The organism is Streptomyces sp. SID5464, assembly GCF_009862985.1.
Lineage (GTDB): Bacteria > Actinomycetota > Actinomycetes > Streptomycetales > Streptomycetaceae > Streptomyces > Streptomyces chartreusis_D.
This window is the reverse complement of the sequence record NZ_WWIQ01000072.1, coordinates 193,968-213,309: the sequence shown is the minus strand read 5'-3', so window position 1 is coordinate 213,309 and position 19,342 is coordinate 193,968. Positions and strand designations below refer to the sequence as shown.

Annotated in this window: 17 protein-coding genes; 11 read left to right on the top strand and 6 right to left on the bottom strand. The window is 72.3% G+C overall.

Annotation, left to right across the window (positions count from 1 at the left end; genetic code table 11):
* Positions 1 to 304 precede the first annotated feature (304 nt).
* The 6 genes from GTY47_RS34805 to GTY47_RS34780 are packed head-to-tail and all read right to left on the bottom strand — an operon-like array spanning position 305 to position 6,321.
* A complete protein-coding gene (locus GTY47_RS34805; RefSeq protein WP_010040857.1) occupies positions 305 to 730 on the bottom strand; it encodes a hypothetical protein in 426 nt (141 codons plus the stop codon).
* Positions 727 to 1,671, bottom strand: coding sequence for a Gfo/Idh/MocA family oxidoreductase (locus tag GTY47_RS34800; protein ID WP_010040854.1), 945 nt, complete (start codon positions 1,669 to 1,671; stop codon positions 727 to 729). Before GTY47_RS34800 ends, GTY47_RS34805 begins: the two co-directional genes overlap by 4 nt.
* Entirely contained in the window at positions 1,668 to 2,897 is a 1,230-nt protein-coding gene (locus tag GTY47_RS34795; RefSeq protein WP_010040851.1) for an Ldh family oxidoreductase, read from the bottom strand. The genes GTY47_RS34800 and GTY47_RS34795 overlap by 4 nt, the downstream gene beginning before the upstream one ends.
* Positions 2,894 to 4,330, bottom strand: coding sequence for a M20/M25/M40 family metallo-hydrolase (locus GTY47_RS34790; RefSeq protein WP_173937335.1), 1,437 nt, complete (start codon positions 4,328 to 4,330; stop codon positions 2,894 to 2,896). The genes GTY47_RS34795 and GTY47_RS34790 overlap by 4 nt, the downstream gene beginning before the upstream one ends.
* Positions 4,323 to 5,300 (bottom strand): sugar phosphate isomerase/epimerase family protein, encoded by a 978-nt coding sequence (locus GTY47_RS34785; protein WP_010040847.1) that lies wholly within the window; start codon positions 5,298 to 5,300, stop codon positions 4,323 to 4,325. The genes GTY47_RS34790 and GTY47_RS34785 overlap by 8 nt, the downstream gene beginning before the upstream one ends.
* Positions 5,290 to 6,321, bottom strand: coding sequence for a Gfo/Idh/MocA family oxidoreductase (locus GTY47_RS34780; RefSeq protein ID WP_010040845.1), 1,032 nt, complete (start codon positions 6,319 to 6,321; stop codon positions 5,290 to 5,292). Before GTY47_RS34780 ends, GTY47_RS34785 begins: the two co-directional genes overlap by 11 nt.
* A gap of 587 nt (positions 6,322 to 6,908) precedes the next feature.
* Here GTY47_RS34780 and GTY47_RS34775 point away from each other — a divergent pair.
* From GTY47_RS34775 to GTY47_RS34725, 11 genes are all read left to right on the top strand, one after another.
* Entirely contained in the window at positions 6,909 to 7,448 is a 540-nt protein-coding gene (locus tag GTY47_RS34775; protein WP_010040842.1) for an EF-hand domain-containing protein, read from the top strand.
* Between the two features lie 178 nt (positions 7,449 to 7,626).
* Positions 7,627 to 8,031 (top strand): hypothetical protein, encoded by a 405-nt coding sequence (locus tag GTY47_RS34770; protein ID WP_010040839.1) that lies wholly within the window; start codon positions 7,627 to 7,629, stop codon positions 8,029 to 8,031.
* Positions 8,032 to 8,134: 103 nt separating this feature from the next.
* The gene (locus GTY47_RS34765) at positions 8,135 to 8,665 is read left to right on the top strand and encodes an EF-hand domain-containing protein (protein ID WP_010040837.1); all 531 of its coding nucleotides are present in this window, start codon (positions 8,135 to 8,137) and stop codon (positions 8,663 to 8,665) included.
* A gap of 108 nt (positions 8,666 to 8,773) precedes the next feature.
* Entirely contained in the window at positions 8,774 to 10,000 is a 1,227-nt protein-coding gene (locus GTY47_RS34760) for a DegT/DnrJ/EryC1/StrS family aminotransferase (RefSeq protein ID WP_010040835.1), read from the top strand.
* A complete protein-coding gene (locus GTY47_RS34755) occupies positions 9,997 to 11,121 on the top strand; it encodes a DegT/DnrJ/EryC1/StrS family aminotransferase (protein ID WP_010040834.1) in 1,125 nt (374 codons plus the stop codon). The genes GTY47_RS34760 and GTY47_RS34755 overlap by 4 nt, the downstream gene beginning before the upstream one ends.
* A gap of 26 nt (positions 11,122 to 11,147) precedes the next feature.
* Positions 11,148 to 12,125 (top strand): UbiA family prenyltransferase, encoded by a 978-nt coding sequence (locus tag GTY47_RS34750; RefSeq protein WP_010040833.1) that lies wholly within the window; start codon positions 11,148 to 11,150, stop codon positions 12,123 to 12,125.
* Positions 12,122 to 13,501 (top strand): NAD(P)/FAD-dependent oxidoreductase, encoded by a 1,380-nt coding sequence (locus GTY47_RS34745; RefSeq protein WP_029181241.1) that lies wholly within the window; start codon positions 12,122 to 12,124, stop codon positions 13,499 to 13,501. Before GTY47_RS34750 ends, GTY47_RS34745 begins: the two co-directional genes overlap by 4 nt.
* The gene (locus GTY47_RS34740) at positions 13,498 to 15,090 is read left to right on the top strand and encodes an AMP-binding protein (RefSeq protein ID WP_010040831.1); all 1,593 of its coding nucleotides are present in this window, start codon (positions 13,498 to 13,500) and stop codon (positions 15,088 to 15,090) included. The genes GTY47_RS34745 and GTY47_RS34740 overlap by 4 nt, the downstream gene beginning before the upstream one ends.
* Positions 15,091 to 15,112: 22 nt before the next feature.
* Positions 15,113 to 15,973: a methyltransferase domain-containing protein gene (locus GTY47_RS34735; RefSeq protein ID WP_010040829.1), complete on the top strand. Its 861-nt coding sequence runs from the start codon at positions 15,113 to 15,115 to the stop codon at positions 15,971 to 15,973.
* A complete protein-coding gene (locus GTY47_RS34730) occupies positions 15,970 to 17,697 on the top strand; it encodes a CoA transferase (RefSeq protein ID WP_010040827.1) in 1,728 nt (575 codons plus the stop codon). The genes GTY47_RS34735 and GTY47_RS34730 overlap by 4 nt, the downstream gene beginning before the upstream one ends.
* Positions 17,694 to 19,316 (top strand): class I adenylate-forming enzyme family protein, encoded by a 1,623-nt coding sequence (locus GTY47_RS34725; RefSeq protein ID WP_010040826.1) that lies wholly within the window; start codon positions 17,694 to 17,696, stop codon positions 19,314 to 19,316. The genes GTY47_RS34730 and GTY47_RS34725 overlap by 4 nt, the downstream gene beginning before the upstream one ends.
* The last annotated feature ends 26 nt before the right edge of the window (positions 19,317 to 19,342 follow it).

Below are 19,342 nucleotides of genomic sequence, written 5' to 3'. Positions count from 1 at the left end.
GTCGGTGAGCTCAGTGGGCCATGGCCCGGCCCTGATCGGCCGGTCCGGCGCAGCGGAACCCCGCATGTGTGGTGCGCATGACGTTCCCCCGTGTTTCAGTCGCTGCGCGAGCGCTCCGCGACTCCCCTGTGTGGTGTGACGGTTGGTGCTGCTGGTGTCACGAGGGGTACTCAATCAGGCCGTCGGGGAGAGCGCCAGATCGTCAGTATTTTTCGACTGAAAGGGCATGCTTGACGAGGGCATGTCGCGCGTGCATCGAACTGCCGAACGAGTTGTGCGCGAGGCTTGTGGGCATGGGCCAGGTTTACGGCAGGGGCGGCACGTGAGCGCGCTGCTCGAACCTGACCTCCGCTTCGGGGGCGAGTCCGAGCTGCGGGCCGGTGAGGCGTTCGGGCGCTGTGATGAGGATGTTGTAGTGGTTCGGGAAATGGCAGGCGTCGAATCCCAGGACCGTCCCCACCATGCGCCCGCCGGCCCAGACCTCGTCGCCCCGGTCGATGACGCCGGCGCATCCGATCTCCACGAAGCCCAGGAATCCGACCCGGTCGATCCGGGCGCCGCCGGATGTCTCCGTGTGGTCCGTGGTCACCAACTCGTGCACCTCTCCACGGCGGACACACCGGCTGGCGAACCCTTCCAGAGTCATCCCCCGGTCGTCACGCCGGTGGGTGAGGACCTTCACCAGCCGCCCGTGCACGGCGCGCTTGGCACCGTCCTCTCCGGGTGTCATGGGTGGCGTACCTCCTGTCGGGGGTGGGGGCGAGCGAGGCCGTCGCACGCGTATGTGGCGGCCACCAGTTCCAGGGCGGCCAGACCGTCGGGGCAGTTCGGGCGGCGGCCGGCCAGGACGTCGGTGAAGTCCCGCAGCACGCCTGCGTATTCGTGCCAGAGGGAGCCCTTGAACTCCGGATGGCCCGCGAGCATGTCGGCCTGGTCGACGGTCCCGTCGGCGAGCCGCACCCCGACCGTCTTGCGCTCGCCGGGACGCGACCAGTCGAGCACCACCCGGGACGCCGCGCCGGACGGGGCGGTCAGCAGCACCTGAGCCTGCCGGTCGACGCCGCGCGCATCTCGGTGCACGGTGGCCTCGGTCACCCGTACGTCGCCCAGGAACAGGCGAACGAGATCGAACGCGTTGGGCCCGTTGTCGGCGACACAGCCGCCCCCGCAGCGCTCCGGGTCGAGATACCAGCGGTCCCGGCCGGCGTGTTCCTCGATCGTCTCCTCGTAGCGCACCGTCAGCGACACGATCGGGGCGCCGGAGGCGATGCGCCGGCGGAGCGCGTCGACCTCCCTGTTGTAGCGGCGGTGGAAGGAGGTGAACAGTACGGTGCCGTTCCGCCGCGAGAGCCGCGCGAGATGGCGGCCGTCGTGCGCACGCGTGGCGAGCGGCTTCTCCACGCACACCGCGCGCCCGGCCGCCAACGCGTCCCTGCACACCGGGTAGTGCAGGTCGTTCGGCACTTTGACCACCACGGCGTCCAGGTCCGTGGCCCGCAGCAGCTCGCGGTGGTCCCGGTAACGCGGTACGTGGGGCGGTGCGGCGGCGAGCCGGTTCTCGTCGGGGTCGCAGACCGCCACCAGCCGCGCACACGCGGTGCTTTCGAACGCGGCCAGGTAGAAGCGGGAGATGACACCGAGTCCGATGAGGCCGATGCGCGGAAGTGTCATGCCGGGCTCCCCGCCGCCGTCGGTGGGACGGGTTCCGGGAAGCTGAGACCGCTGCTCCGGGCCAGATCGAGCATCTCCCGGTGCAGGACCGGCTCCAGCGGGACGCCGTGAGCGCGCCGCTCCCTGGAGCGGGCGTCCTCCGGACAGCCGGGATAGCGCACCGGTTCGTCCGCTCGGACCGGTGGGCAGCCGAGGAGGGCACCGAACAAGCCGGCCGCGTCGGTGCGGAACTCCGCCTCGGGCCTGAGGCGCCCGGGGGCGACGGCCAGCAGGAAACAGCCGATGTCGTCGTCCGGGCCGGCCGGCTCCGCCGTTTCCTCCTGTGGGCCGATTCCGGCTCCGGGGACGAGTGCGGACAGTACCTCGACCAGCAGACCGAGCCCGAAGCCCTTGTAGGCGCCGGTGTCCGGGTCGCCACCGAGCCAGCGCAGGTGTGCCTGGCCGCGGTCGAAGGCGGCAGGGTCGGTCACCGGCGCGCCGTCGTCGTCCTGGAGCCAGCCCGCGGGCACGCTCTGCCCGGCGCGTGCGGCGGCCCGGACCCTGCCGGTGGGGGCGACCGTGGTGGCCATGTCCAGGACGAACGCCGGCCGGTCGCCGGCCGGGGCGGCCAGCGCGAGCGGGTTCGTGCCCAGCATGGGGGAGCGTCCGCCGACCGGGCGGACGATCCGCTGCCGGCCGCAGTTGGCCGTGACCAGGCCCACCATGTGGTGCCGTACCGCGCGCAGGGCGTGGTGACCCGCGCAGCCGAAGTGTGTGGCTCCCCGCACCGACACCATGCCGACTCCGTACCGGCGGGCGCGTTCGACCGCCAGGTCCATCGCCTCGGTGGCGGCCCACAGACCGAGCGCCCGGCGGGCGTCGAGGAGCACCGAGGCACCGCGGTCGGTGACGACGCGCGGCTCCGCGCGCGGGTCGCAGCGGCCCGAGTCGAGCAGGGGCAGATAGAGCCGGATGAGGTTGGTGACGCCGTGACTGGTGAAGCCCGTCAGGTCGCCGTGGCACAGTGCCTCTGCGGCGGCCCCCGCTCGGTCCTCGGGCAGTCCCCTGGCGCAGAAGACCTGCGTCACGAACGCCAGGAGGTCCGGGTAAGGCACCCGGACGGCGACGTCGCCGGTAGTGGCGGAGGCCTCGGGCGGGACGGCGTACGGCCCGGAACGGGGCGGCGTGGCAGCCGTGGCTTTTGCGTCCGCTGACGCTGTGGAGGTGGTGGAAACCGTCGAGGTCATCGAGGAGCGATCCTGTCCGCGGCCGCGCCGGGCACGGCAGCTGAGTGGGCGTCAGATGGTTCGCCGGCACCGTCGCCGGGCGGCCCGTGGCGGACCCGGGCGACGAGAACGCGGGCGATCTCGTCGGCGTAGCGGTCCAGGTCGTCCAGGTCGACGTACTCGCCGGCGGCGTGCGCGTGGTTGGTGTCCAGGTCGCCGGGGCCGAAGACCGCCGTGTAGCTGTCGGGTACGTCCGCCATCCAGATCGCGTCGCAGGTGAAGGCCGGCTCCTCGTCGGGCCAGCGCACCAGGCCCGCGTGTCGTTCCAGCAGTTCCTCGGCCCACGGCGCGCGGCCTCGGCCGTCCAGCGCGGGCAGGCCGCGCTTGTGCCAGTGCAGGGAGGTGATCCGTGTCGCGTCGGCGGCCGTCCTGGCCAGGTCGGGGGTGCCGGCGACCCCGGAGGAGAAGTCGGCGAGTGCTTCGCGCAGCGTCTGCTCCAGCGCGGCCTCGGCGGCCCGGCCGGCCGACCGGGATCCGTAGGAGAGGTTGAGCAGCAGGCGGCCGGTGCCGTAGACCCGGTTGTGCCGTTCGCCGGTGTGCAGGCCGGCCACGCACACCCTGCCGTCGCCGATCCGCGGTGGCAGGGCTCGGGCCAGGTAGTGGCTGATGTGCCCGAGCAGCACGGTCGCGTTGTGACCGGCCGCGGGGCGGTCGTCCACGGCGTCCTCGCCCTCGACGCGGACCACAGCCGTCATGGAGGCTGTCGAACGCGGCAGGAAGCGGTGCCCGGTGGGCTCGCAGAACAGGTTCAGCCCGCCGGTGAACCCGTCCTCCACCAGCGGCCTGGTGCCGAACGTACCCATGGCACCGCCTTCTTCCCCGGCGACTGCCTGGACGAGCACACCGACCCGGCTGCCCAGGGCCGGTTCAACGGCGCGAGCGGCCCGGATGCCGGCGAGCAGGGCGACGGCGGGGCCCTTGGCGTCGACCGCTCCCCGGCCGGTGAAACGCCGGCCGTCGAAACGGGCCGGCCACCAGCCGGCCACCGTGTCCAGGTGGACGTTGAACATCACCGTGTCCTGCCGCGGGAGTTCGGGGCCGAGGCGCAGCACCAGGCTGGGCTGCCGAACCAGGAACGTCTCGTCGAGGGCCGCCTCCCGGACCGTGAGCGGCACGTCGTCCCGGCGCAGCGCTGCCGGATCCGGCGGGGCGTGGTGCAGCACCCTAAGACCGAGTGTCGCGGCGGCGACCGCATAGGCCCGGCCGGCCTCCCAGAGGCGCACGGCGGGACCGTCGGGGCCGGTCTCCAGGGGGCCTGCCGTGGGAGTGCCGAGCAGGTCGAGCAGCAGGTCGTGATCGGCCGGTGTCAGCCGGGCGGGCACCGGCAAAGCCGCGGGAGGCGAGTGGGCGGCGGATCCGGCCGGGACAGGGGGCCGGGCCGGGACGTCAACCATGCCGCCCCCCGCCGGCGGGAGCCCGGTCGGAGAGGGTTTCCTGCCGCACGAGCCGTTCCAGGCACCGCCCGTAGCGGACGAACGCCGCGACACCGTCAGCGCCGGTGGTGTCCTGGCCCTGGTGCGGTTGCAGATGGGTGTGCGGTTCGATGGACCAGGCCCCGGTGTAACCGTGGTCGGCGAGGGCCCTGAGGCAGGAGCGCACGGCGGACTCCCCGTCGCCCGGCATTGTGTACCTGACCTGGCCGTCCGGTCCGGTCCGGGCGTCCTTGACGTGCACGTGAGCGACGTGGTCGATGATCTCGTCCAGCAGCGCGCGGGCGTCGTAGCCGTACGGCACTCCGTTGCCGATGTCGAACAGCAGCCGCAGCGCGGGTCCGCCGGCGCGGTCGATGAGCTCCCGCATCCGGTCGGCCCGGGTGCCGGCCCAACCGCTGCAGTTCTCGTGCAGCAGCACCAGTCCCTCCTGCTCGGCCTGCCGGACCAACCGGGCCATCCGGTCCAGCGCCCGCCTGCCCCACTCCTCCTCGTGCAGGCCGGAGTTGGGGTAGGACATCACCCGGACGAACCGGGTGCCCAGGGTGGCGCACCGCCGGGCCAGCCGCCGCAGCTCCCGCACGTCGTCCTCGAAGGGCCCGGTGATCGGGCGGCTCCAGTTGGCGATCCGGGAATCGACGCAGACGACGTCGAGACCGGCTGCCCCGATCCGGTCGGCCACGGCGGCGAAGGCCCGGTCGTCCAGGTCGGCGACCGCGACACCGTCGACGGTCCGCAACTCGATCGCCGTCCAGCCGAGTCGGCGCAACGCGTCCAGTTGCCCGGTGAGATCCGCGGCGGCCTCGTCCCCGATGCCCGCGAACCGGATACCGGGAGCCGCCCGTCCGCTCGGGGGGTGCGGGGGGCTGGGGGAGTCCTCGGTCACGCCGCGCCCGGACTCCCCGGAGCCCGCTCCGGACAGGTCAACGCCCATGCGACAGTGCCTCCTTGCGAGGGTGCGGGGCGCGGGTGGGAGACAGGGCCGCCAGTCGTTTCGCCTCGTCGAGCAGCTCCACCGTCCGCACGTGCAGGCCGAGGTCGCCGGCCCCGTCGCCGCCCTCGGCGTAGCCGCGATAGGCATGGGTCAGACATGCCGTGAGGGAGTCGTCACGGAAGACCTCGCGGGTCGTGCGGCCGTCACGTGTGATCTCCAACTGTGCGAAGTCGTCGTCCTGGCCGACCGCGTAGTGCCCGACGACGCTTCCGTCGTCCATGCCGAGGACGATCCGCCGCTGACGCACCGGTGCGGACAGGTCGGACAGCACCGTGCTGCGGATCCCACCCGTGTGCAGCAGTTCGAGGTGGGCACCACCCATGTCCGGCACCGTCGTCGGTCCCACGCGCAGGTCGGCGCAGTGCGCGCCGCGCAACTGCGCGTCACCGAGCAGGCGCAGGAGGAGACCCACCGCGTGCGGCGCTTCCACGTCGAAGGCGGACGTGTGACTGCTGGTGCTCAGGGAGCGCCGGAACCGGGGCTTGTGCTGGGTGACGGACACGGCACGAACAGCGCCGAGCCCCCGGTTGCCCACCAGGTGGACGAGACGCCGGGTCAGCGTGCTGTGCAGCCAGGGCGCCACCACGGACAGGCGCAGCTCCTGTTCCCGCGCGAGCCGCAGGACGCACCGCAGCGTGTCCAGGTCACCGGCCAGCGGCTTCTCCATGAGGATCCGCGAGAACCCGAGCGCGGCCACCTCGCGGAGCACCTCGGCGCGCACGGCGGGGGGAGTGCACAGATGGACGACGGTCCGCGCCGGGTCCAGAAGATCGCGCGCCCGGCGCAGGGAATCGGCGATCAGCAGATCCCGCTGCTCGGCACGGGCGGTGTTGCCCGGATCCACTCCCACGATGGGGTGATCGGCGAAGGTGCCGAGGACTTGCGAGCGGGCGCGCGACAGCACCGGCACATGCAGCCCCAGGCCCGAGCGGCCCAGGCCGACGATCAACGTGTACAGCACGGCTCGACCCCTTTTTTCGCGCAGTCTTTCCGAAAGTCGCACACCGGTATGATTTCGCGTGCGAATGCGACGTCGGGCGCACCGGGCGCAGGCTGGAGAATGGAATCGAAATTCTTCTGCATACCCATCCCGTCCGTCCCTGAAACGCGCGCTGAAGTCCTCACGGAATGCGCGGAGAAAGGATTGTCACGGCCTCGGCGCATCGTATCCGATGGTGGCCCGCAGTGCGCGGGGGCGCCCTTTCCGAGTCCCACGGCAGGATGGCTGAAATTCACGGCGGAGATGGCTCTGGCGTCCGGCCGGACCGGTCGATGCGGCTCAGGCTGGCGACTCCGGCCTCGAGGCCGAACCCGTGGACGAAAACAATCGGCCGTGGCGCGGTGATCGGTGAGCGGAAGAAATGTTTCTGCGCTCTTCCGGGGCACTTATCTCCGTTGACAGGCCCGGAAGGCTGCTAGTACTCATGTATCTTGCAGCGAGGCTGAATCACCCTCGAGCAATCCGAAAAAGCATCCTTTTCGGATTCCCGCGGTTCCGAGTGCGAGACAGGCGGATTTCTCCGCAGTTTTTCGACGACGAGGAGTGAGATGTCCAACAAGACCGCCCAGGCCGAGCGGCTCCGGCAGCGCTTCGCGCTGTACGACACGGACGGGGACGGGCGTATCGAGCGCGGCGACCTGGAGGCGGAGGCCCGGCGCATCGTCGAGGCCTTCGGTGAAGAGGAGAACTCCCCCAAGGCGCAGGCGCTGCTGCACGCGTACCCGCACATGTGGGACTACATGATGCAACAGGCCGGCCGCGACGCCGGTGAGGCCCTGACGGTCGAGCAGTTCGTCGAGATCGCCGACGCGCAGATGCTGAGCAAGGGCGCCGTCGGCTTCAGCGCCGTGCTCCGGCCCAGCATCCGCGCGATGGTCGACCTGTGCGACATCGACGGCGACGGGCAGGTCGATCCGCAGGAGTTCCGGAAGTGGCTCGGGGCCATCGGCAGCGACCGGATCGACGCGGACGAGGCGTTCCGCCAGGTGGACACCGACGGAAACGGGCGGCTGTCCGTCGACGAACTCGTAGCCGCAGTGGGCAAGTACCACGCGGGTGAGCTCGACGCCCCGCTCCTGGGTGTCTGACGCGCGGACCCACGGCGGCGACCGCTCCGCAGGAGGGCGGCTCGGAGCGGGCCCCCGCCCGCGGACACTGATGAGTCCCGCGGGTGCCGAGGGCGGGCCCCTGTCCGCCGCCGAGGCCCGCGGAACCGGCCGACGGGCCGCGTCGGCGGGACCGGCGCCGGAGACCGGGCGCCTCCGGGTGCGCGCCGCGCTGGTGCTGCTGGCCCTGGGGCAGGGGGTGCCCGGCGCGTGGGCTCTGTGCGCGCCTCGATCGTTCCACGACGCGTTTCCTCTCCCGGCTTTCGCGTGGGTGACCAAATTCCCCCCTTACAACGAACACCTCCTGCGTGATCTGGGTGCTCTGTCGCTCGGCCTGACGACGGTTCTGCTGTGGGCCGCTGTTCGTCCCGAGCGGTCTCTGGTGCGGGCGGCGGCCTTCGGCTGCCTCACCTTCACGATTCCGCACCTGATATTCCACGTGGCGCATCTCGGGCGCTTCGAGACCGTGGACGTGGTCGGTCAACTCATCTCCCAAGTCACCCCGATCATCGTGGCGGGGATGGTGGTTTTGCTGAGTCGGCGAAGTGATGGTGCGGGCATATAAATGCCCCGCCCCTTTCTTCTCACTCGTAAGAGTGGGTTGGCGAAACCAGTTCAGGAAACTATCTGAAGCGCAGGTCCCCAAAAGGAAGACGAAAGGAAGAAGCGTGAGCACTTCCGTACAGGAGCAGCGGCTGCGTCGCCGTTTCGACATGTGGGACAAGAACGGCGACGGCACCATCGATCGCAGTGACTGGGAAGGCGAGGCAAAGCGCATTCTGCTCGCATTCGGGGAAACCGAGAGTTCCCCGAAGGGCCGGGCCCTCACCGACGCGTACCTCGGTATGTGGGATCACCTCGCGGGACAGGCCGGAGTCGGCCACGACGGTGCACTGGGCTTCGACCAGTTCAGCGCCGTGGCAGGGGAGCAGGTGCTCGACCGCGGGCAGGCCGGTTTCGACCAGGTGCTGCGTCCGACGATCAGCGCGATCGCCGACCTGTGCGACACCGACGGTGACGGTCACGTCAGCCCGCAGGAGTTCCAGCGCTGGATCGTGGCCATCGGCAGCAACGAGTCCACGGCGGGCACGGCGTTCAAGCTGATCGACACGGACGGCGACGGCCAGTTGTCCGTCGACGAGCTGATCGCGGCCGTACACCGCTACCACTCCGGTGAGCTGGAGTTCTCCCTGCTCTGACCCGTCCGCGACCCACCCCTCCCGCGTCCGGCGCTCCCCGGCCCACGAGGAGCGCCGGCGTCACCCCTCGCCGGCACTCCGATGCGCCTCGGCGCGACGAAAGGAACCATGTCCAGCGCATCCCCCGGACCGAGGGACGGCAGGCGCGGCCGGGCGACCGGCACCGGGCACGACACCTCGGTACAGGTGCCCTTCTTCACCCAGGCCCGGACCTTCGAAGCGCTCTGGCCGGACATCCGGTCCCGGCTCACCGAAGTCCTCGACGACGGCAAGTTCTCGCACGGCCGGCAGGTCGCCCGGTTCGAGGAGGCACTGGCCCGGTGGACCGGCGCACGCTACGCGGTCGGCGTGAACAGCGGCACCGACGCCCTCGTCCTGCTTCTGCGCGCCTGCGGCCTGCGGCCCGGAGACGAAGTCGTCGTCCCCGCCTTCACGTTCGTGGCCTCGGCCTCCTCCGTCGTACTGGCCGGCGGCCGCCCGGTCTTCGCCGACATCGACCCCGTCACCTACACGATCGACCCCAAGTCCGTGGCCGACGCGGTCACTCCACGCACCCGGGTGATCATGCCCGTCCACCTGTTCTGCCAGATGGCCGACATGGACGCGCTGCTCGACATCGCGCACCACCACCGGCTGACCGTGGTGGAGGACAGCGCCGAGGCCATCGGCATGCGGTGGAACGGCGTCCATGCCGGACTGCTCGGATCCGGTGGCGTGCTCTCGTTCTTCCCCACCAAGACACTGGGGGCCATCGGCGACGCCGGCGCGATCCTGACCGACGACCCCCAACTCGCCGAGACGGCGGCGGCGTTGCGTCACCACGGGCGCTTCGGCCGGACGCTCGCCCACTTCCCGGGCATCAGCAACGAGACCACCGTCAACGGCGTCAACAGCAAGATGGACGACATCCAGGCGGCCGTCCTCCTCGCCAAACTGACCCGACTGCACGAGGACATCACGCGCAGGGCCCGGCTCGCCGCCGCCTACACCGAACGGCTGTCCGGCACGCCCGGCGTACTCCGGCTGCCCACCGTGGTGCCCCGCACCGCGCGGACCGACCCCGTCTTCTACGTCTACCTCGTCGAGGTCGAGCGGCGCGACGAACTGGCCGGGTACCTGGCCGAGCACGGCGTGGGCACCGAGACGTACTACCCGGCCCCGCTGCACCTCCAGGAGTGCTTCGCCCATCTGGGGTACCGGCGCGGCGACTTCCCGCATGCCGAGAGGGCCTGCGAGCGCACCGTCGCCCTCCCGCTGTACCCCGACATGAGCCTCGACGACGTCGACACGGTGTGCGACCTCGTCCGCCGCTTCACGACGGGGAGGCCGGCGTGACGGTTCCCTTCTTTCCCCCGGACCTCTTCGAGGACGACCGGCAGCAGCTCATGGACCTCGTCCACGACATCGGCACCGCACCGGAGCAGAGGTTCCTGCTCGGCGAGCACACCGCCCGCTTCGAGGAGGCCCTGCGCGACTCGCTCGGCGCCGCCGACGTCGTGGCCTGCTCCAGCGGCACCTCCGCGCTGACCCTCGTCCTGCACGCCATGGGCATCGGACCCGGCGACGAGGTCGTCGTACCGGCCTACGGCTGTGCTCCGCTGGCCAACACCGTGGCGGGGCTGCGGGCGACGCCGGTGTTCGCGGACATCGACCCGTGGACGATAGTGGCCGACCCGGACCAGGTCGAACGGTCGATCACCGACCGGACCAGGGCCATCATGCCCGCGCACATGTTCTCGGTGATGGCCGACATGCCCCGCATGAGCGAGATCGCCCGGCGGCACGGAGTGCGCCTCGTCGAGGACTCGGCGGTCGCGCAGGGCGGTGTCCTCGACGGCCGCCCCGCCGGGACCTGGGGCGAGGCCGGAGTGTTCTCCTTCGTCCAGGTCAAGACCTTCGGAACAGCCGGCGAGGGCGGCGCCGTCGTCACCATGAACCCCGAACTGGCCCGCACGGTCAGGTCATTGCGCAACCACGGGCAGAGAGAGCGGTTCGTCTACCCGCGAACCGGCTACAACAGCCGGTTCGACGAAGTGCTCGCCGCCTTCCAGCTCCACCGGCTCCGCGGCTTTCCCGACCTGCTGGAACGCCGGGCCCGCATCGCCGACCACTACACCGAACGCTTCACACCGCTCGCCGAGCGCGGTGTGCTGCCCCCTCCGCCGGGCCGCAACGGCCGCTGCTTCTACGTGTACTCGCTGCTCGTCGAGGAGCGGGACGAACTGAAGCGGTATCTGGCCGACCGGGGCATCGAGAGCCACGTCTACTACCCGCTCCCGCTGCCGCACCAGGCCGCCTTCACCCGGTTCGCGCCCGCGGGCCGGCGCTGGCCGCACGCGGAGAGCGCCAGCCGACGCCAACTGGCCATCCCGGTCCACCCCCGCCTCACCGACGCCCAGGTGGAGCACATCGCGGACACGGTCTGCGCGTACGCCGGGCTGAGCCGCAGCCGCTGACCGAACCACTCGAAGGAGCGGAGCAGATGACGACCCGCACCGAGGCCGGACCGCTCACGTCCAAAACGGCACGTCCCGAGAGCAAACTGCGCAGCTATGCCCGGCTGGGCAAACTCGACGTCTACGACTACTACCCGAGCGTCGCCGTGGCACTGTCCGCGGTGCTGCTGCCCGTCTCCGGTCTGCGGCCCACCACGATCGTGACGCTCACCCTGTTCCTTGCCGGCGCGGTCTGCGTCATCGTGGCGATGGTCGCCCTCGACGACGTGACCGGCTATCGCGACGGCAGCGACGCCGCGAACTACGGTCCTGACGACCCGCTGCGCAACAAGCTGCGCAAGCCGCTGGTGGCGGGGACCCTGACCCTGCGCGAAGCGCTCGGTTTCGGGTGGGCCACGGCCGCCGCCGGCGCCGCCCTGTGGGCCGCCGCCGTGGCGACCGCCCCGCACCGGCCCACCTGGACCGTGGCGCTGGTCGTGGTCCTGTTCGTGGTCTCCGTCCAGTACTCCTACGGGCTGAAGATCAGCTACCGCGGCTTCCAGGAGATCTTCCTCGCCGGGCTGGGCGCGGCCCTGGTGATGGGCGCGTACGGGCTCGCGGCAGGCCACTTCTCCGGATTCGTGCTGGTGCAAGGGGTGCTCTTCGGTTTCGGACCGCTGCTGTTCGGTGTGTACTCCAACACCAACGACATCCCCGGGGACCAGGCCGTCGGGCGTCGCACCGTGGCGTGCCTGGTGTCGCCCAAGGGCAACGCCGTCTTCATCGGGTCGCTCTCCGCGGCGGAGTTCCTGACCGGCGCCGTCGCCTCCGCCACCGGGATCGCCCCGTGGTGGTTCGTGTTCCTGATGCTGCCCGTCACCGCGCTGCGCGTGCGGCAGTTCCTCACCGGCTTCCGCCACGGGGACATCATGCGCGCCCGCAAGCTCGGCTTCCCCGCACACCGGGTCGGCACCGTGCTGCTGATCACGGCGAACCTGATCGTCGGCGCGGGGGCCACCGGATGAGCCCTGATCTCGACGTGGCCGTGGTCGGCGCGGGCATGGCGGGACTGACCACCGCGCACGAACTGCGGCGCGCGGGCCTCGAGGTACGGGTCTACGAGCAGCAGGAGCACGTCGGTGGCAGGATGCGCAGCTTCCGGCACGACGGATACACCATCGACGAGGGCGCCGAGCAGATCTCGGCGCAGGGCTACCGCGCGACCTGGGAACTGCTGTCACGGCTGGGCGTGCCGCACCGCGACGTGCCACGGATCGGCACGTCGGTCGGCGTGTGGCGCGGCGGACGGGCCCACCCGGGAGCGGCGGACCCCTCCGCGGTGCTCACCGGCGCCGGGCTCTCGCCCCGAGCCCGGTTCGACCTCGCCCGGATCCTGGCCTGGACGGCGTCGCACCGCCGGGAGTTCGACGCCGACCACCCCGAACGGACCCCGGCCGGGACCCTGACGGCCAGGGAGTTCGCGCGCCGGTACCACAGGGACGTGCACGACTACCTGTTGCAGCCGGTCGCCGGAAGCTTCTTCGGCTGGGACACGGCGCGCTCCGCCGTCGCACCGATGCTCAGCCTGCTCCTGGAGGTGGGTCCGGCCACCGGCTGGCGGACGTACCGCGACGGCATGGACCTGCTCGCGCGGCGGCTGGCCGAAGGACTGGACGTGGTCACCGGCAGTCAGGTGCACGAGGTCGTCACCGAGGAGGGCCGCGTGCGGTTGCGCGTCGGGAACGACAGCGTCACGGCGCGCTCGGTGGTCCTCAGCGTGCCCGCCCCGGTCGCCGCGCGCCTGCATGCCGGCGCCCCCGCCGACGAGCTGTCGTTCCTGTCGGCCTGCACCTTCACCCCCACGCTCAAGGTCAGCTGCCTGCTGGACCGGCCGCTCGCACCTGCGTGCCGCAAGCCGCTGTACGTCCTGCTGACACCGGACGCGGAGGACGACGTGCTCTCCGCGATCATCGTGGACCACGCCAAGCACCCGGACCGGGCGCCCGCCGGCAAGGGGCTGCTGACCTTGATGGCCGACGCCCGCAGCATCCCCGACCTGCTGACCGCGCCGGAACGGCAGACCGCCGAGCGGCTCGTTCGCGCGGCCACCTGGTACGTCCCCGGTCTGGAGAAGAGTGCCGGGCGCCACTTCGTGCACGCCTTCCCCCACGGCCTGCCGGAGGCCACTCCCGACGCCCTGCGCCGACGCGGGCCGTTCATGCGGCGTGCCGTACGGCCGGTCGAGTACGCCGGGGACTGGGTGATGCTGCGGCCGGCCAGCGAAGGCGCCGTGCGCTCGGGCGCGCTCGCCGCCTCTCGCGTCCTCAGCCGGCTGCGGCCACCGCGGTCGGCCGGACGGCCCCGCCCCGCCTCCCGCCCGACCGAGGAGAACGTCTCGTGAAACCGCACGACATGGGCGTCCTGTTCGACGAGTGCGCCGAGCAACAGGTCGGCACCCGCGTCCACCTGGACCGGCCGTTCGACATCGACGCGGGCGCCCGGACCCACCACACGCTCCCGCACCTCGCCGCGCTCGTACGGGAGGCGGCCGGCTGGCTGGCCGCCGCCGGGGCCGGTCCCGGCGACCGGGTGGCGATCGTCAAGGACAACCACTGGGACTACGACCTGCTGGCCTGCGCCGCCGTGCGCGTCGGCGCCGTACCCGCGCAGCTGTCCGCGCACCTGTCCGGGGAGGCGCTGGGCACGCTGCTGGCGCGGCTCGGCCCCGCGCTGCTCGTCACGACGGCACAGGTGCTGGCACGCGGCCGGAAGGAGGGCACCGACCTGGCCTCGACCGCACGGGCCACCCTGGTGCTGGACGGCGCCGTGCCGGGGACGCTGGGCCTGGACGACGTACGCGGACACACCGCTCCCGGGCCTCACCGCCGCCACGACGACGAGCCCTTGATCATCAACCACACCTCCGGCACCACCGGTGTGCCCAAGCTGGTGGTGCACTCCACCCGCACGATCATCGGGAAGCTGGCGCGGTTCGAGTGCGTGCGGTTGCCGCGGATCGGCCTGCGGCGCACCGATGTCCTCGCCAACGCGAGCGCCTTCGCCCACGGCAGGACGTTCTGCTGGACCGCGAGCGCCCTGTGCAGGGGCCCCGCCGCGATCTCGATCATCACCACGCAGGACCCGAACCTCGCCGACCCCGTGCTGCGCGCCCATCCGCCGACCGTCCTGGAGGCGCTGCCCGCCTCGTTCGTGCGCTTCCAGCCGCTGACCGAGGGACTGGACAACCCGTTCCGGCGCGTCCGCATGGTCATCAGCACGTACGACGCCGTGCATCCCCCCACCGTCCGCGCGTACCTCGGTGCGAGCCGGCACCGCAGTCCCGTGTGGATGGAGGGATGGGGGCAGACCGAGACGGGCCCCCTGACCTTCCGCTTCCACACCCGGCAGTCCGTCCGCCGGGCGTCGGGCGGGACCGGAACCCGGAACCTCGGACGTCCGGTGCCCGTGAAGACACGGCTGCGGGTGGTCGACCCCGACACCTTCCGGCCCCTGCCGTCGGGGCACGCGGGTCTGGTCCTGGCCAGGACCGCCGCCTGCGCCCTCGGCTACGTCGGAGAGGAGGACCGCTGGTCGGCCAAGCGCCACGGTGGTTGGTGGAACACCGGCGACATCGGCGCGCGCAACCGCGACGGCAGCATCGAACTCCTCGACCGAGAGGTCGACCGCACCCCGCAGCTCAGCTGCCTGCGGACCGAGGACCTCCTGGAGGCCCGGCTGCCGAACGCCCTGGAGTGCGTCGTCCTCGCCGAACCCGGCCGGGATCCGCTGCCCGTCGTGGTCACCGCCGACGGCCGTGTGGACCCGGCCCGCTGGAAGGAAGCGGTGCGCGACCTGCCGCCGCTGCGCGAACCGGTCGCACTCACCTGGGACCAGGTGCCGCGCACCGGCACCGGCAAGGTGCGGCGCCGGGAGCTGCTGCACCACCTCACCGGACGTACCGGCACCTGCGGCTCCGGCCGGTGGACCTGACACCGGACAAGGGGGAGACGACATGCGCGAGAGCCAGGGCCCCGCCCCGGGCTACGCCTTCGACAACGACAGCGTGCACAGCGACGAACTGCACCGCTGCCTCACCGACGCCTACGACCCCATGACCTTCGCAAGGCTCGCCGAGACCGGAGTCACCACCGGGTGGCGGTGCCTGGACGTCGGTTCCGGCAGCGGCAGCGTGGCCCGGTGGCTCGCCGAACGCGTCGCCCCCACCGGCGAGGTCATGGCCACCGACGTCAAGCCGCACCACCTCCAGGAAGGGCCGTGCCTGACCGCGGTCGAGCACGACGTGGTGAGCGATCCGCTCCCCGAGGCCGCCTTCGACCTCGTCGTCGCCCGGCTCGTCCTCCAGCACCTGCCCGAGCGGCTCGCCGTCCTCGCCAAACTGGTGCGCGCCCTCAAGCCCGGAGGGTGGCTGCACATCGAGGAGTTCGACGCCTCCTACGAACCGCCCCTGCTCACCCCGGACGAGGAGTCCGCGCGGCTCTACGCGGCCTTCCTCGACGCCAAGTGCGCCGTCCTGCGGGCCGGCGGGGGAGACCCCCACTGGGCCCGGCACGCGCCGGCCGCGATGCGTGCCGCGGGGCTCGTCGACATCGACCCGCGACCGCGCATCGAACTGCGCGCCGCGGGGTCGCCGGGCCTGCTCATGCAGCTCAACCACACGTACCACCTGCGGGACGAACTCCTGGCCGCGGGCCTGACCGAGGCGCAGCTGGCGGACGTACGGGCGGTGATGCGGGACCCGTCGTTCTGCGCCGCGTCCAGCGTCGTCTACTCCGTACACGGCCGGCGCCCGCGGGCCGACGAGGCCGACGAGGCGGACGACGGCCTGCGGCCACTCCCGCAGGACGCCCGATGACGCTCTGCGTGCCGCGCGCCGCAGCCCCGGCCACAGCGCCGGTGGCCGCCGGGGTCGCGGCCCACCTCCTCGACCTGGTGGGCGACCCCGCCACCGCCACTGTCGGCTGGGAGATCGACTGGCAGGGCCCGCTCTCCGTCCCCCTGGCCGACGAGCGAGCCGTCCAGGCGGCCTGTGGGATCATGCACGTCCACGGCCGGGTGGCCGGACGCCCGGCCCCGCTCGCCGTCGACTACGCCTCCACGGTGGCGGGCGTCCTGGCGGCCCAGGGAGTCTGCGCGGCACTCCTCGCGCGGGCCGCCGGAGCCGACGTGACGCGGGTGCGGACGTCGGTGGGCCAGGCCGCGCTGCTGGCCCTCGCCCAGTACCTCGCGGCAGCGACCGCGGACGGCGACGACCCAGAAGACGGCCTCGCCCGCACGGGCGAAGAGCTGGTAACCGGCTGCCCCTTCGTCTCCGCCGACGGCGTGCGCTTCGAACTCGAAGCCCTCGACGCCGAGCGATGGCTGGACTTCTGGCGGCTGCTCGGCGCGGACCGTGCCGACACCGGTCGCGGATGGCGGTCGTTCCAGCAGCGGTTCGCCACCGCCACCTGCGCGCTGCCTCCCGCACTGTCCGCGACCGTGCGGCGTGCCTCGTTCACGGCCGTCCGGTCGGCGGCGGACCGGTCGGGTGCCGCCGTGCTGCCCGTACGGCGGGACCCCCTGCCGCCCACGGTGACGCCGCCGTGGACCCTCACACCGTTCCCGGAACCGGGCGGCACCGCGATCGACAGGGCCTGCACGGCAGCGGCGCCCCTGGAGGGACTGCGGGTCGTCGAGTCGGCACGACGCGTCCAGGGGCCCATGGCCGGCCATGTCCTGCGGCTCCTGGGCGCCGACGTCCTACGGATCGAACCGCCGGGCGGTGACCCGATGCGCGGCATCCCTCCGATGGCAGGCACGTGTTCGGCCCGCTTCAGCGCCCTCAGCGCCGGAAAGCCCGTCATGGAGATCGACTTCACCACGGACGCGGGGCGGCGGGCCGTCCGTGAGCTGGTGTCCGAGGCCGATGTGTTCCTGCACAACTGGGCGCCGGGCAAGGCGGCCCGGCTCGGGCTGGACGCCGAAGACCTGCGTGCGGCGCGTCCCGGACTGGTGTACGCGTGGGCCTCCGGCTGGGGCGACGCCCTGGGGCCGGAGCCACCCGTGGGGACCGACTACCTGGTCCAGGCGCACAGCGGCCTCGCCGCCGCCGTGCGGCCCGCGGACGAGCCGCCCGCGCCCTCCCTGATGACGCTCACCGACGTCCTCGGCGGACTGACCTGCGCGCACGGCGTCCTGGCGGCACTGCTGGCACGGCTGCGTACCGGAAGGGGCGGTCGCGTGGACTCCTCCCTGTACTCCGCCGCCGCCCTCGTGCCCCGCGGGCGGAGACGGCCCGCAGCACTGGACCGACCGCTGCGCACCCGGGACGGGTACATCTCGCTGGGACCGCAGGCCCGTGAGCGGCCGGAGCGCCTCGCGCGAGCGCTCGGCCTCGGCGCCTCGGCGGGCGCCGACGCGGTCGCCTCCCGGGCCCGGACGCGGTCCACCGCCGACTGGCTGCCCGACCTGGCGGCAGCGGGCGTGGCCGCCACGCCGGTGTGCACCAGCCTCGCGGACCTGGCCCGCGACCCGCGGTTCGCTCCGGCGCTGACCGTCGGGGAGTACGCGGCCCCCCTCGCACCCTGGGAGTTCTCATGAGGGCCGGATGGACATCGAACGCCGGCGTCGAGATCCGTGACCTGGTGCCCGCCCCGGTGCGGCGCGCCTGGTCCGAACAGGGCCACTGCCCCGACCGTGACCTGTACACGCTCTTCTCCGGACACGCACGGCGGCACCCCGGCCGGACGGCCGTCATCGACTCGGCGGGCACGGCGGACTACGCCGAACTCGACACCCGGGTACGGCACATCGCCGCCCGGCTCGCCGAAGAAGGCCTGGGCGAACGGGACATCATTGCCGTACGGGTGCCGAACGGGCGCGACGCGGTGGCCGCGGAACTCGCGGTCGCCGCGATCGGAGCGGTGGCACTGCCCTATCCGCCGGGGCCCGGCAGCCGGGGCCCGGCGAGCCTGCTCGCCCGCGCCCGCGCCCGCGCGGTCATCGTCGCCCACTCCTCCGACGCGGTGCCACATGCTCAACTGCCCTACCTCCAAACGGTGTTCACCTTCGAGGAGGGCCACCGGACCGCGCAGTCACTCAATGCGCCCGCGCAGCGGCCCTTCGTGCCGCGTCCCGTCGACCCCGAAGCACCCGCCCGCATTCTGGTCTCCTCCGGCTCGGAGGCCGAACCCAAGATGGTGGCCTACTCCCACAACGCGATGGCCGGCGGCCGCGCCACCTACGTACGTGCCCTGCACGCCGGGGACGGCCCGATGCGCAACCTCGTGCTCGTCCCGCTGGCCTCCTCCTTCGGCTCCTGCGGCACCTGCGTCACCCTCGCCGCCCTCGGCGGAACGCTGCTGGTGCAGGATTCCTTCGACCCGGCCGCGGCACTCCGCGCGATCGTCGAGCACCGTCCCACCCACGTCTTCGGCGTGCCCACGATGCTGCACCGCATCGCCGAACAACCCCCCACGCCCCAGGAGGACTTCACCGGCCTCCAGGCCGTCGTCTCCAGCGGCGCGCCCCTCCCGGACGCCACCGCACAGGCGTGCCGCGCCCGGTTCGGCCGCCCCGTCATCACCGTCTACGGATCATCCGACGGCGTGAACTGCCACACCGCCGCCACCGGGCTCCGGCCCGAGGCGGGCACGGGACGTCCCGACCCGGCCGTGGCGCGGATCCGCATCACCGACGACACCGGTGCCCCCGTACCGGCCGGACAGCCCGGCGAAATCTGCGCCAGAGGCCCCATGACACCCCTGTGCTACGTCGCCGACCCCGGCCTCGACGCCCGCTACCGCACCCCGACCGGCTGGGTGCGCACCGGCGACCGCGGGTTCCTGGACGACCAGGGCAGGCTCCACGTACTGGGCCGCATCAAGCAGATCGTCGTGAGAGGCGGTTACAACATCAGCCCGGCGGAGGTGGAACGCGAACTCGCCGCGCATGCCGCCGTGGCCGAGGTGGCCTGCGTCGGTGTGCCCGACCCGGAACTGGGGGAGCGCCTGTGCGCGTGCATCCGCAAGGCGCCGGGCGCGCCGGCGCCGGACCTGGAGGAACTCACGACGTTCCTGGAGTCCCAGCGCGGACTGGAGCGCCGAAAACTCCCCGAACTCCTGCTGCTGGTCCAGGAGATGCCACTCGGCCCCAGCGGAAAGACCTGCCGCCGGACCCTCGCGCTCCTGGCTGCCCGTAGGACCTCCGACATCCGCTGACTCCGAGCTACTGGGACACGAAGACC